Genomic DNA, 13,062 nt, shown 5'->3' on the forward strand with positions numbered 1-13,062 from the left:
CCTTAAACAAAAACTTCCTCTTCTTTCCTCTTTGACTTCTGCTTATCGCGGACAATTTTCCTTTTAGCCTACCTAAGTAGTAACTGAAAAACATCACTAACTCAGCGGATTGACCTGGAACACATACTTTAACGATGAAAAACATCGTTAAGTGAAACACGAGAAGCACACAAAGCACACGCACGCCTTAAACGGATTGTTAATAGAGGTTGCATCTGAGCGAAGGGGATAGTGGCAATAAGGAAAATTTGCGCTTCCATTCTAATTTCCACGGTGAATGAAGAATCTCAACAAATGCTTTATCGCTATAAAGCTGCACCGCGAGACTATTTCTTTTCACTCCAGGCATCCCCAATAGCTTACACATTCTAATAAGTTCACAAGAAAAACCCTCTCTCCTTTTTCGGAATTGAGGGACAAATATTTTTTCATAAACTCAGGATTATTCCCATGGAGTGGCTGTGGAGTTTCATTCGGCCGCGATATGAACGATGCGGTCGCATATAACATCCGCGTCTTCTTTGTCGTGCGTAACGAGAATCGATGTGATGTTAGCTGCACTTAGCATTTGCTTTAAATCTTCGCGAATTTTGCCCTTCAAGTCGGCATCCAGATTGCTAAACGGCTCATCCATTAACAAAATATGCGGCTTGGGAGCCAAGGCTCGGGCAAAAGCGACACGCTGCTGCTGTCCCCCGCTAAGCTCATGCGGATAACGCTTCCGGTAGTCTTGCAGCTGGACCAGATCAAGCATTTCATCCAGCCGTTCCGAGCGCTCTTTTTTCGCTAGCCGGTGCAAGCCGAAGAGGATGTTCTGGGCAACGGTTAAATGAGGAAATAACGCATAGTCCTGAAAAACCATTCCGACTCCGCGGGATTCAGGATTAACGAAACGAGAGGAATCAACCATCGTTTTTCCGCCAATAACGATACGTCCCGTGCGCGGCGCTTCCAGTCCGGCGATTAGCCGCAGCAGGGTGCTTTTACCGCAACCGCTCTGACCCAGCACACCAACCACTTCGCCCTTCTTCATGTTCAGGGAGAAATTGTTCAGTACGCGCCCGCTGTCCTTAGAGTAATGAAACGAAATATCCGACATCTCAAAAATAGTCATTTTGTGTTTTTCTCCCCTAACCAATGATAGAAAAAGACAGATATCATGCCGACCCCGATAATGAATAAGGACGGAACGGAAGCCTGGTGGATTTGTTCGTCACTGGCATACTGGTAAGCTTTTGTCGCCAATGTATCGAAATTAAAAGGCCGTAAAAGCAAGGTGAGCGGCAATTCCTTGACGATTTCCATAAATGCCAGGATACAGCCCGTTAACACGGACCCTTTGATCAGCGGCAGATCGACTTTAAAAAAAGTCCGGGTCATCCCCATCCCCAGCAAACGTGAGGCTTCCGAATAACGGTTGCCCGTTTTCTCATAACCCGCTTCCACTGCATTGTAGCCAACTGCCAAAAATCGGATAATATAAGCAAAAACCAGCATAGCCAGCGACATACTGAGCACCAGCTTATTAGCGCCCCAGCCTAAACTTTCATAAACTCCACTCAACTGATGATCCAATGAAATGAATACGGCAAGCACACCAATGGATAGAACGGCGCCCGGGATAGAATAACCCATCGATATCACTTTAGAAAGAGCCAGTGTAAATATAGAGCGCCCGGAACGGCTCACATTAGCCACAATTACAGCAAATACAATCAACACGGTAATCGAAACCAGGGAAATGAACACGGTGTTCACGATCAACTCAGCAAATTTAGCGTTCATCACGTCCTGATACGTCCATTTTGCCCATACAATCAATTGTACAACAGGTATAAAAAAAGAAAAGGAACATATAAGCGCACTAAAGAAAAAAGCTGCATATGCCGACATGCCGCGAAGCCTTCTGCGTTGAAGCTGACTGGCTTTAGCTGTTGAAGCATTGTATCTCCTGCGTCTACGCAGCAGCCTTTCAATCACAAACAAGCCAATAATCGCGCTCATTAACAGCGCAGCCAGGCGAATCGCGGAGTCCACGTCATACATGCCGAACCAGGTTTTAAAGATCGCTGTCGTAAACGACTGAATCCCAAAATGCTTTGTAACCCCAAAGTCATTCAAAACTTCAAAAGCAACAAGACTGACTCCGCCAACGATCGCAGCTTGTGAGATAGGAAGCACGACGCGAAAGAAAATATGCAGCGGATTTTTACCAAGCAGCCTTGCGTTCTCGATAAAGGAAGCACTTTGCTTTTCCAGAAATGTTTTTGTAATTAGATAGACGTACGGAAATAAAAACAGGGTAAAAATAAAAATAGCGCCCTTCATGGACATGATGTCAAAAAATTGCTGATTCGGCGTCCAGCCAAGCACATTGCGCATAAAGGTTTGTATGCTCCCGGTATAACTCAGCATAGATCCGTACGTATACGCTGCAATGTATGGAGGAATGGCCAATGGCAGCACAAAAGCCCAAGAAAAAAACTTCCTGAGCGGAAACTCATACGCCGCAACAAGCCAGGCCAGGGTGACACCAACTAACACGGTAAAAAAACCGGTGCCCAGCACTAGCAATAAAGATTGCAGCGCATAATCCTGCAGCATGTAAGTTCTGATGTGCTGCCAATTTTCATTCGGTTTTTGAAAAAGTCCCGATAAAATATAAAGAGACGGGAGAAGGGCCAGGATGGCCCCAATCACGCTCAGTAATACCCAACCGTTACGATTCCTTCTCAGGTTGCGCAGCAAATCAGAAAATCTCATTGTTATTTCCAGCCTACTTTATTGAGAATTTCGGTAGCTTTCTTGTTATGGTCGCCTAGCTTGGCAAAGTCGATTTGCTGGGTTTTGAATTCACCCCATGTATTCAGTAAATCGGGCTTCTTTGCCGCTTTGTTAACCGGAAATTCGAAGCTTCCTTGTGTTAATAAGCTTTGACCTTCTTCGCCCGTTATAAATTCAACAAGCTTGATCGCATTTTCCTTATTTTTAGAATGCTGGGTCATTCCTACACCACTAATATTAAGATGAGTACCTGTTGTATCCTGATTAGGGAAGAAGACTCCGATGTTTTCTGCAACCTTGACTTCCTCAGCATCCTTGGAGTTTAGCATTTGTCCGACATAGTACGTATTCATAATCGCTACATCACCGATTTTTGCGGCGATTGCTTTTGCCTGATCACGGTCTCCGCCCTCAGGATTACGAGCAAGGTTAGTAACGATGCCTTTCGCCCATTCTTCAGCTTGCTGTTCCCCATTCAGATCAATAAATGAAGCCAATAAAGATTGGTTGTACAAGCTTGAAGAAGATCTCACCAATACTTTGCCTTTCCATTTATCGCTGGCCAAATCCTCATAAGTCGACAATTGCTCCGGCTTGACACGGTCTTTCGCATACACGATAACCCGCGCCCGCGTAGCGATCCCAACCCAGTTATTGTCTTTATCGCGCCACTGTTCCGGAACATTATTGATGATCGTATCGGATTGAATCGGCTGCAGCACATTGTTCTGTTTGGCATAATTCAGTACGCCGCCGTCAACCGTAACGAACAGATCCGCTTCCGTGCTTTCCCCTTCACGCTTCAAGCGCTCAACCAGCTCTTCAGCAGTACCTTTAATCTCATTGACTTTGATCCCTGTTTTCTTCGTAAATGCATCGTACAATTGGCTATCCACATCATAATGTCTTGCTGTAAACACGTTAACAACTTGTTCTTTATTTTTGCCTGGCGTTTCTGTCGGCTTCACGGTGCTGCTTTCCTTTGGTTCTGGAGTCGCTGCCGCCTCGTTTCCTGTTTTGTCAGCTCCACAACCAGCCAACAAGATAAGCATCATCGTTAAAAGCATAACCCCGCCTATGTATTTCTTTTTCATTTTCAATCTTCCTCTCCATCTTTTTACTATTTAAAAAACTTGTCCAACTTCTGAAAACAATATTCATTCTCATTTGATGTTAAAAAAAAACTTGTGAACTTCTTTGAGGTGCATGTTCAAAACTTTGGAGCGTTCCGGGAGGGAATGGCTGTGGACTCCAGCCGCTGTTAAAGATTTGTTCCCTGAATGGTACAGATGAGGAGGTAGGAGCAAATCTTTAAAGGCGGGCGCTCACGCTCTTCCACCCACAGCCCTTCCCTCTTCTCAGCTACAATCGCACGAATCACATCAATCACACCAATATCAAGCTCAAACGGACAACCAACAAGGTTTTTTCTCCTGATAGTTGGAGATTTACTAGCGGGCAATAGCTCTGGGAATGCAGAACTGCTGAAGAACTGCTACTTTAACTTTTAACGATGATTTTCATCGTTATAAGCACCAGGTCCGCTCCACATCCTTACTTTAACGATGAAAATCATCGTTAAAGTCCCTTTTTATTACCCAGATAGGCCATCCGTCCTCTTTTAGCGATGAAAATCATCATTAAAGTGACTGATTAACCTCGGACACTTACTTTAACGATGAAAAACATCGTTAAGTCTAGTACACTCTAGTTTCGGGAGGAAGGTTGATATTACAGCTCTTCCACCCAAGAAATAAGCCTAATTTAGTTACATTGAGACTGAACATATGCGGATTAGATATGCACGCTTTGGAGCACTCTTGGAGCACTCTTTGGAACACTCTCTAGGCTCTCTAAACCAACACATTTTGATAATGAATATCATTACCAACTAGCGTCGACTACTTTCATATTGTAACCGATGAAAATGAGAGAATGATGTGAAAAATAAAAAAAGTTCCGCCGACGTTTTATTTGCGGGGCTTATTGTTAGCCAGCGGAAAAGTCACCCTTACTTTTGTCCCCCTGTAGACCTCGCTTTGAAGCTCGATTCTGCCGCTATAACGCTTGACCAGGCGTTCAGCGATGGATAATCCTAGTCCATGTCCGCCCTGCTCCCCGCTCCTAGCCTTATCCACACGATAAAAACGATTGAGCACAAAAGGCAGCTCCTCCTCAGGTATGCCAATACCAAAGTCGCTGATTTCAATGCTGGCTTCTTCCTGCTGCACGCTTCCGCTTACCCGGATAAGCTTGCTGTCGCCGGAATACTTCACCGCATTGTCCATAATAATCAACAGAATCTGCTCTAAATGAGGGGCATCCACGGCAATAGTGACATTGGATAAAGCATCCAGTCTGCTTTCAAAATGGAAGGACGGATGAAGTAGCGCAATATTTTTGATGAGCTGTTGAATAGTCTGGTCGGGATTTTGCAATTTTGGTGCAGCTTCCAAACTCAGCTTTTCTGAACGTGTTAATGTAAGCAACTCTTGTACAAGCCCTTTTAGGCGGGAAAGCTCCTGAATGGACACGTCCAGCGATTCCTCCAAAATAGCCGGATCCCCTTTTCCCCAGCGCTGCAGCAGTGAAAGATGCCCCTCAATGATAGCTAACGGTGTCCTCAATTCATGCGATGCGTCTTCGACGAACTGCCGTTGCTGTTGAAAAGACCTTTCGACTTGATCCATCATCTCATTAAACATCTTCATCAGTGTGGCGATTTCGTCCTTATTGTCGTTAACCTGAACACGCTCATGCAAGCCTTTTTCCTTGATCCTGCGCATCGTCTCGGCCATAGATTGCAGGGGCTTTAATAGCTGCCGCGCCAGCATCCTGCCTCCCAATCCGCTTAACACAACAGAGCCGAGCCCACAGACCAGCATCACACGAAAAATTGCCGTGATCAGCTTTTCAAAATCCTCCATATTTCTCACGATCTCAATAGTTCCATTGAACTGAAATATCGTGAGCGGACTTCTCATAATCAATAAGTTGTTGCTTAAATGCCAGGTTCCTGCCCGCTCTGTACCCAGACTCGAAAGCTCCTCCAGCCCCAGCTCCGGCATATCCTCAGAAACGAAAACGATCGCATTCCCCTCAGCGTCCAAAACGCGAATGAGCTGATTTTGTTGATTCACTTTATCCAGAAAGCTGCGAATTTGCGGAAAATCGGCTTCCTCGAAAGCTAACTCTTTTTCCAGAAAATAGTTCAGAATTTCCCTCATTTTCTGTGCAGTGTTCGTTTCCTCCTGTTTGATCATCCATTTCTCTACAAACACATATTGTACGGTGTTGTATGCCGTGAACAGTAAAAAAAGCAGCAGCGAAGACCACAAGGTCAACTTCCATTTAATTGGAATTTTCGAGAAAGGAATGGCCAGCTTGTTCAGCTTTATTTTGAACCTCTTCAAGCTCATTTTCTCATCACATATCCAATGCCGCGCAAGGTGTGAATATAGCTTGATTCCCCGGGGCTGTCAATTTTGTTCCGCACATACCTCACATACACATCGACCACATTTGTATCGACCGCTGCTTCGAACCCCCATACCGTATCCAGCAGCGTCTCGCGAGTCATGACCCGGTTCACATTTTGCATAAAGGCGACCAGCAGATCATATTCTCTTTTTGTCAGATCAATGCTCTCATTCCCTTTACTAACCTTTCTGGAATCCAGATTGATGCTAAGCTCATTGAAAACCAGCCAAGTTCCGTGCTCCTCCTCACGCTCCTCCTGTCTGCGGAAAATAACCCGCATGCGCGCCAAAAGCTCCTCGATAGCAAAGGGCTTAGGCATATAATCATCGGCACCGCTGTCCAGCCCGGAAACCCGGTCCTCCACACTGTCTCTGGCCGTCAGGATGATGACCGGAGTTTTCTTGGCAGCACGTATGTGGCGGCATATCTCGATTCCATCCATGCCCGGCAGCATCAAATCCAGCAAAATAATATCCCAATCTTCGTTCAAGGCAAGCTTCAGCCCTGTCACACCATCATAGACAACCGTCACGGAGAACGATTCATGCCTAAGCTCCAGCTCAATAAATCTCGCCAGATTCTTCTCGTCCTCGATCAGTAAAATTCTTTTCATCCAAGTCCCGCCCTTTTGCTGCATACTGTAGGTATATATAGGAATCATTGTAGATAATAATTGTTCTCACTGTCAATTTAATAAATGTGGGAGTCTGCGTCCAGAGCCGGGCTAACAGTTGATGTTCAAGCCGTACTCCTGTAAACTAAACTTAATGAACGGAAAATGGCGGAAGGACGATGAATATGGAAAATTCCCGAAGTAATTGGGCAGAAAGGTTCAAAAAATTCTTTTTGAATAACCGCTTTGTATTATTTTTATTAGTTCTGCTGCTAATTGGTTTAAACATTTTCATCCTAAACAAAATTTCTTATGTATTCACCCCATTCATCGTACTGCTTAAAACTATTATCCTCCCGATTATCCTCACAGGTGTTGTCTTTTATTTATTGAATCCCATTGTTGATATGCTGGAACAGAGAAAGGTAAAGCGTATTTATTCCATTCTCATTCTTTACCTTCTTATTATAGGAATCGTTACCGTTTTAATTCTCAATATCATTCCTCTTATTCGCGTCCAAATATTGAGCTTGATTGAAAACTTCCCAACCTATAGCAAAGAAATAGAACTGCGGTTTGAAAAATGGATCGGGGGCGACTTCTTTAATCAGCTCCAACAAACCATTGGCATTAATACAGAGGAGTTAACTAAAAATGCATCTGAATGGGCTACGAAGCTGCTAAGTAATTCCTGGTCCGGTATTGGTGGCTTTCTGGGTGTTTTAAGCGAAACACTGCTCGCTATTGTCACAGTACCTTTCATTCTGTTCTATTTGCTCAAAGATGGTAAAAAACTGCTGCCGTTTATTTTAAACTATGTGCCAACCTCCCTTAACGAGCAGACCGAACAAGTGATGCAAGAGATGAATCATCAGATCAGTTCCTATATTCGCGGACAAATTATTATCAGCTTCTGTATCGGCTTCCTTCTGTATATGGGCTACCTGATAATTGGCTTGGAATATTCCCTTGTGCTTGCTGTTATTGCTGCATGTACAAGCATCGTTCCCTATCTGGGGCCTGCTATCGCGATCACACCAGCCTTAATTGTCGCAACAGTGACATCCCCTGTTATGCTGCTTAAGATGATTGCCATTTGGACAATCGTACAATTGATTGAGGGCAAATTTATTTCTCCGCAAATTATGGGAAGATCCCTGCAGATTCATCCTATCACGATTATTTTCGTCATCCTTACAGCCGGTAATTTATTCGGAGTTGTCGGTATTATTCTGGCCGTTCCCGGATATGCAGTAATTAAAGTTATTGCGACCCACCTCTTTAACTGGTTTAAGTTCCGGACTCGTTTATATGATCCCAAGGAGCCGCCTTTTCTGTAAAGTAGTGATTGATATTCGAATAGGAGCTGCTGAACCATGCTTAATGATTTTACTGCTTGGGTGCATGAACGCACGAATGATTCCTTTGAAATCAGCTTAAAAAAAATCAAGTTAGAGGAGCTTCCAGCAGGAGATGTCCTCATCAAAGTCGCCTATTCCAGCCTTAACTACAAAGACGGGCTTGCCTTTCTTCCTGGAGGAGGTCAAGTCCTCCGTTCTTTCCCGGTCGTACCGGGCATTGATCTCGCGGGAACCGTCGTCCAGTCGCAAGACGCTGCCTTTCGGGCCGGAGACCGCGTGCTTGTAACTGGCTATGAGCTGGGAACAGCTTCATCGGGAGGCTATGCCGAATACGCCCGTGTTCCGGCAAAATGGATCGTCCCCCTCCCTGACGAGCTATCGTTCAGGGAGGCCATGGGCTTCGGCACAGCAGGTTTAACTGCTGCTATTGCCGTAAGTCGGTTGGAGCAGAGCGGGCTGCGCCCTGGTGCCGGCGAAGTGCTTGTGACAGGAGCCAGCGGCGGTGTCGGCAGCATGGCTGTTGCCCTGCTTGCGCAGCGCGGGTATACCGTTGTTGCAGCAAGCGGCAAAGCGGATGCGCATGCTTATCTGCAGATGCTGGGCGCTGCCCGCATCATCGGTCGCGGGGAGCTGCTGCAGGACGAAAGCGCAAGAAAGCCGCTGGAGCGGCAGCGGTGGGCCGCTGCGATCGACTCCGTCGGCGGCGATACGTTAGCTGGCGTACTGGCAGCCATCTCCTATGGCGGGTCCGTTGCCGCCTGCGGCTTGGCTGGAGGCGGAGAATTGAAATCAACTGTGCTTCCGTTTATTATTCGGGGCGTCAGCTTGCTGGGTATCGATTCCGTCTACTGCCCGATGGACATCCGGATGCTGCTGTGGCAGCTTTTGTCCGATGATTGGAAGCCAGCGCAAATGGATGCATTGATTACGAAAGAAATCACACTGGAACAAGTGCCTCAGCACGCAGCAGCAATATTAAGCGGAAGCTTGATCGGCAGAACCGTGATCCGTATCAGCGAAGATGTATGAGAATGAGAATACGCCTTCTTGGGAGTCCTTTGAGGAGGCTGTTTGAGACTAGGGTGCGTTGCGAAGGGAATCGATGTGGGCTCCAGCCGCTGTTAAAGATTTGTTCCCTTGAATGGAATGGATGAGGATGTTGGAACAAATCTTTAAAGGCGGACGCTATCGCTCTTCCTCCCACACCCATTCCCTTCTCAGCTACAATCGCACGAACACCAAGCTCAAACTGACAGCTAGTAAGGGTTTTTCCGTTGATTGGAAGAGACTTTTTCTGCGGTCTGGAAGGCGGCCTGCTACCTACTATCGTTCTTCCTCCCACATACCTTCCCACTCAGCTTCTAAGTACCGAACATGCAGCGCTCTAACGAACCGGCAACAGAGGCTGCATTCCTGAGGGCACAAAAGGTAATACTTTTCAATAACTTCAATATTAAAAACCTCCGACTGGCACAAAGTGCAGTCGGAGGTTTTTATTACTTAGAACGACATCATGGGAAAACCATCAAAGATCCGGGGCTTTACTTTCTTCCCACAGCGAAGTTTGTAACACTAACACTACATATGCCAAACCACATTTTATTATTTGCTATTTCTTCACGATTTTGGTCAAGGTAAGCTGTTTGCTCTCTGGATCGCTAACGATATATTCAAATTCGACATGATCATTCTTCTTCAAACCGTCTATGACAGCGGCTGTGTCATCTCCAAATTGGAAGGAAGTTGGCTCACCGTTCATTGTAATTTCAACCGTGTGAGAATCCTCCTGGCCTGTGTAGGAGCCCTCTCCTTTTAGCGTCTTTGCTGCTTCATTCTCTGGTGCTGTGCTTCCCGTCGGAGCAGGAGTTTGCGTAACATCAGTCGTAGGACTCGGAATTGGACTTAGTGCTGGACTGGTACTTGGACTAAGGCTTGGACTAACAGTAGGAATGGGAGTACTGCTGCTTTCTTCTCCAGCTTTCTTGTCATTGCCGCATGCTGCCAGAACAAGGATTAGCATTCCGCATAAAAGCATCAGGAGCATTTTACTGCTTTTGTACGTTTTAACATTTTTCATTACTATCACCTCAATAGTATTATACACGATGCTCACTCAACAAGCACTTTCTTCAAATAGGACCTTCTTGCAATCAGAAAATAAACGGTTTGCATGGCAAGGTAAACGAGCAGCACTACGCCTGCGTAAACCAACACATTTGTACTGAAAATATTATAAAATGCCTTCATAGCGAACGCCGCATGCAAACCGCCAACGACACAAGGGATGAAAAATAAGATGGCAATTTGTACAGTGACGATCTTGTTGATCTCCTGACGAGTGACGCCAATGCGGCGAAGTGAATGCAGTTGGGCTCTATCCTCTTGAAGCTCAGTAAACAGCTTGAAATACAGTAGGCTTCCAGAAGCCATAAAAAACAAAATGCTAATAAATATAGCAATAAAGAAAGTAAGCGAAGCAATTTGCATGAACATATGATACGAATCCACTCTTGATTCAAAAGCATTTTTGTAATGGGCAGGTACGAGCTGTTCTATTTTCTGTCCAGTCTTGAGCGCCGACTCCCATTTTTTTAATTCAAAGCCATATGCTACCGTCTTAAGCTCATCTGGCAGAATGGCAGAAAGCTCCTTGTAGTCCTGATCATTCAGTACGAATAAATACCCAGAGGCACCGTAAGGTTTGGAAATCGCCCCTGATTTTTGGCCTAGCATTTGCAGCTGCAGCGGTTTCCCATTCATCTTCATGCTAATCTGCTCACCCTTGGAGACAAGTTCTTTCTTCATCTCCCGGTACGGATATACAAACCAGGCCTGTCCTGGAGCAACCTTCACCTGGTCCCTCTTCTTCACTCTGGCTGCCTGGATGTTATAATCACTTTCGGAAACAAGCATCGCGGTAAGCTCCCGGTTGATAGCCGGCAGTTCAGCTTGTACCGTCAAGCCGACCAGCTGCAGCTCATAATCCAATTCTAAGCCATCTTCCTTCAGAATGCGTCTTACATCCTCTGGATCGACCACATTATGGGCATGAAGTCCAGTCTCCACAAAACCGAACGTTTGAGGCGCATGATCGATAAGCTGCTCCTTACTGCCATTCATAAACACATTCAATGTGCCCGAAGCGGTTAATATAACAGCGCACAGCACCGATACCAAGAATAAGATCCTGGCATTATCCTTCATCTTGAATATCATCTGCGAAATAATAATCATATTCGTGCGTTTATAATGGATCGATTTATTTGACTGCAGCCCTTTGAGCAAAGCAACACTCGACTGGGTGAATAAGCCATACGTACCGATAACAACAAGTGCAATAACCGGCAGCATAATAAACAGCATATTCCCAGGCGTCATCGTATAAGCGAGTACATAACCGCTCCCCAGACAAATGATGGACAGCAGGACAAGCCAGATAGAGAAACGCGGCGGAAGCTTCGGCTGTCTCGACGCCTGCATCAGCTCGATAATTTCCTGTTTAATTGCTTTTCTTATCGCTAACATAGTAATGACTAGAAACAGCGCCATATAGCCGCCTGCAGTAATTAGAATTGCCGTCTTCGGAAAATAGAAGCGCAGAGGATTGTCCAAGGATATAATTTCAGAAATAATCATAAAAAAGAGCTTGCTAAAAAGCATCCCGAAGCCAATGCCCACACCCAGAGATAACAAGCAAATCAGCATGTTTTCGTAAAGCACCATCCGCCGCAGCTGTCCCTTGGTAGTCCCAAATAGCAGGAACAGAGCAAATTCTTTTTTTCTGGATTTCAGAAAAGCAGAGAACGAATACAATACAAAAAAGAAAGAAAAAATCACAATAATACATTCACAGCCGATCATGCCGATCGCGACAGCTTCTCCGCCTATAATTTTACCGCCGCGGACATCAGGATGCAGGATAAACGCAGCGTAAATGAAAAAAATCATGACTGCAAAAACGCTGCTAAAGAAAAAAGCACTATATTGATGACGGTTGCCCAGTACATTGTTAATGGCGAGATGGCGAAATTTCATTGAAATTCCCTCCCAGCACGCTCAGTGAATCCAATATTTGTTGAAAAAACGCCTGCCTATTGGAGCCTCTGCGAATTTCAGAGAAAAGCTTGCCATCGCGGATAAAAACAATGCGTCTGCAATAGCTTGCAGCGAATGGGTCATGCGTTACCATCAGAACGGTGGAGCCGCGCTGCTCGTTTAACTGCTCTAAAGATTCCATAACATCCTTCGCCGCCTTGGAATCAAGGCTCCCCGTCAGCTCATCGGCCAAAAGAATGGCAGGCTGGTGAATCATAGCTCTAGCAATTGCAGTCCGCTGCTTCTGTCCGCCAGATATCTCATAGGTCCGTTTATTTAAAATATCCGTCAGGTTAAGCAGCTTCGCGCTGTCATCAAGACGTCTTTCCATTTCTTTAATAGGTAGACCATCCAGCACCATCGGAAGCATAATATTTTCTTTAATCGATAACGTATCCAGCAAATTAAAATCCTGAAAAATAAACCCAAGCTCCCGCCTGCGGAACAAAGCCAATTGTTTGTCCGGAAGTGAAGCGGGGCGAACACCATTAATTTCAAGCTGCCCCGAAGTCTGCTTATCTATGGTAGCCATAATATTAAGAAGCGTAGTTTTACCGCTCCCAGAAGGCCCCATAATGCCAACAAACTCACCCTTACCAATTTGCAAATCAATGCCTTCAAGCGCTTTATATTGAAGTCCATTTTTTGCTCCATAAATTTTGGTGATGGCTTCTGCTTTTAACACATGCTTTTCCATTCTTTCGCCCTCCATAACGCTAATGAATATAT

General features: G+C 45.4%; 10 protein-coding genes. 2 read left to right on the forward strand and 8 right to left on the reverse strand.

Annotation, left to right across the window (positions count from 1 at the left end):
- Window positions 1-469 precede the first annotated feature (469 nt).
- From J2Z66_RS39970 to J2Z66_RS39990, 5 genes are all read right to left on the reverse strand, one after another.
- The gene (locus J2Z66_RS39970; protein ID WP_209979296.1) at window positions 470-1,114 is read right to left on the reverse strand and encodes an ABC transporter ATP-binding protein; all 645 of its coding nucleotides are present in this window, start codon (window positions 1,112-1,114) and stop codon (window positions 470-472) included.
- Window positions 1,111-2,763: an ABC transporter permease gene (locus J2Z66_RS39975; protein WP_209979297.1), complete on the reverse strand. Its 1,653-nt coding sequence runs from the start codon at window positions 2,761-2,763 to the stop codon at window positions 1,111-1,113. The genes J2Z66_RS39970 and J2Z66_RS39975 overlap by 4 nt, the downstream gene beginning before the upstream one ends.
- Window positions 2,764-2,765: 2 nt before the next feature.
- Window positions 2,766-3,878 (reverse strand): Fe(3+) ABC transporter substrate-binding protein, encoded by a 1,113-nt coding sequence (locus J2Z66_RS39980; protein WP_209979299.1) that lies wholly within the window; start codon window positions 3,876-3,878, stop codon window positions 2,766-2,768.
- 876 nt (window positions 3,879-4,754) lie between these two features.
- On the reverse strand, window positions 4,755-6,197 hold the full coding sequence (locus tag J2Z66_RS39985; protein WP_245376198.1) for a HAMP domain-containing sensor histidine kinase: 1,443 nt from the start codon (window positions 6,195-6,197) through the stop codon (window positions 4,755-4,757).
- 2 nt (window positions 6,198-6,199) lie between these two features.
- Window positions 6,200-6,877 (reverse strand): response regulator transcription factor, encoded by a 678-nt coding sequence (locus J2Z66_RS39990; RefSeq protein ID WP_209979303.1) that lies wholly within the window; start codon window positions 6,875-6,877, stop codon window positions 6,200-6,202.
- A 179-nt stretch (window positions 6,878-7,056) separates the two neighbouring features.
- Here J2Z66_RS39990 and J2Z66_RS39995 point away from each other — a divergent pair, with 179 nt between their 5' ends.
- Together J2Z66_RS39995 and J2Z66_RS40000 are read left to right on the forward strand one after the other, a co-directional pair.
- The gene (locus J2Z66_RS39995; protein WP_376774562.1) at window positions 7,057-8,217 is read left to right on the forward strand and encodes an AI-2E family transporter; all 1,161 of its coding nucleotides are present in this window, start codon (window positions 7,057-7,059) and stop codon (window positions 8,215-8,217) included.
- Window positions 8,218-8,253: 36 nt separating this feature from the next.
- A complete protein-coding gene (locus J2Z66_RS40000; RefSeq protein ID WP_209979306.1) occupies window positions 8,254-9,267 on the forward strand; it encodes an oxidoreductase in 1,014 nt (337 codons plus the stop codon).
- Window positions 9,268-9,847: 580 nt separating this feature from the next.
- Here the strand turns inward: J2Z66_RS40000 and J2Z66_RS40005 are convergent.
- The 3 genes from J2Z66_RS40005 to J2Z66_RS40015 are packed head-to-tail and all read right to left on the reverse strand — an operon-like array spanning window position 9,848 to window position 13,030.
- Window positions 9,848-10,315 (reverse strand): LytA/YqiH family protein, encoded by a 468-nt coding sequence (locus J2Z66_RS40005; RefSeq protein ID WP_209979308.1) that lies wholly within the window; start codon window positions 10,313-10,315, stop codon window positions 9,848-9,850.
- A 32-nt stretch (window positions 10,316-10,347) separates the two neighbouring features.
- The gene (locus J2Z66_RS40010; protein WP_209979311.1) at window positions 10,348-12,273 is read right to left on the reverse strand and encodes an ABC transporter permease; all 1,926 of its coding nucleotides are present in this window, start codon (window positions 12,271-12,273) and stop codon (window positions 10,348-10,350) included.
- On the reverse strand, window positions 12,248-13,030 hold the full coding sequence (locus J2Z66_RS40015) for an ABC transporter ATP-binding protein (protein WP_209979313.1): 783 nt from the start codon (window positions 13,028-13,030) through the stop codon (window positions 12,248-12,250). Before J2Z66_RS40015 ends, J2Z66_RS40010 begins: the two co-directional genes overlap by 26 nt.
- Window positions 13,031-13,062: the final 32 nt, after the last annotated feature.

The organism is Paenibacillus eucommiae, from assembly GCF_017874215.1.
GTDB lineage: Bacteria > Bacillota > Bacilli > Paenibacillales > NBRC-103111 > Paenibacillus_AI > Paenibacillus_AI eucommiae.

Bases quoted from the DNA above. Each gene is read 5' to 3' on its own strand.
- J2Z66_RS39970 (WP_209979296.1), bottom strand. From the start codon at position 1,114: ATGACTATTTTTGAGATGTCGGATATTTCGTTTCATTACTCTAAGGAC.
- J2Z66_RS39975 (WP_209979297.1), bottom strand. From the start codon at position 2,763: ATGAGATTTTCTGATTTGCTGCGCAACCTGAGAAGGAATCGTAACGGT.
- J2Z66_RS39980 (WP_209979299.1), bottom strand. From the start codon at position 3,878: ATGAAAAAGAAATACATAGGCGGGGTTATGCTTTTAACGATGATGCTT.
- J2Z66_RS39990 (WP_209979303.1), bottom strand. From the start codon at position 6,877: ATGAAAAGAATTTTACTGATCGAGGACGAGAAGAATCTGGCGAGATTT.
- J2Z66_RS39995 (WP_376774562.1), top strand. From the start codon at position 7,057: ATGAATATGGAAAATTCCCGAAGTAATTGGGCAGAAAGGTTCAAAAAA.
- J2Z66_RS40000 (WP_209979306.1), top strand. From the start codon at position 8,254: ATGCTTAATGATTTTACTGCTTGGGTGCATGAACGCACGAATGATTCC.
- J2Z66_RS40005 (WP_209979308.1), bottom strand. From the start codon at position 10,315: ATGAAAAATGTTAAAACGTACAAAAGCAGTAAAATGCTCCTGATGCTT.
- J2Z66_RS40010 (WP_209979311.1), bottom strand. From the start codon at position 12,273: ATGAAATTTCGCCATCTCGCCATTAACAATGTACTGGGCAACCGTCAT.
- J2Z66_RS40015 (WP_209979313.1), bottom strand. From the start codon at position 13,030: ATGGAAAAGCATGTGTTAAAAGCAGAAGCCATCACCAAAATTTATGGA.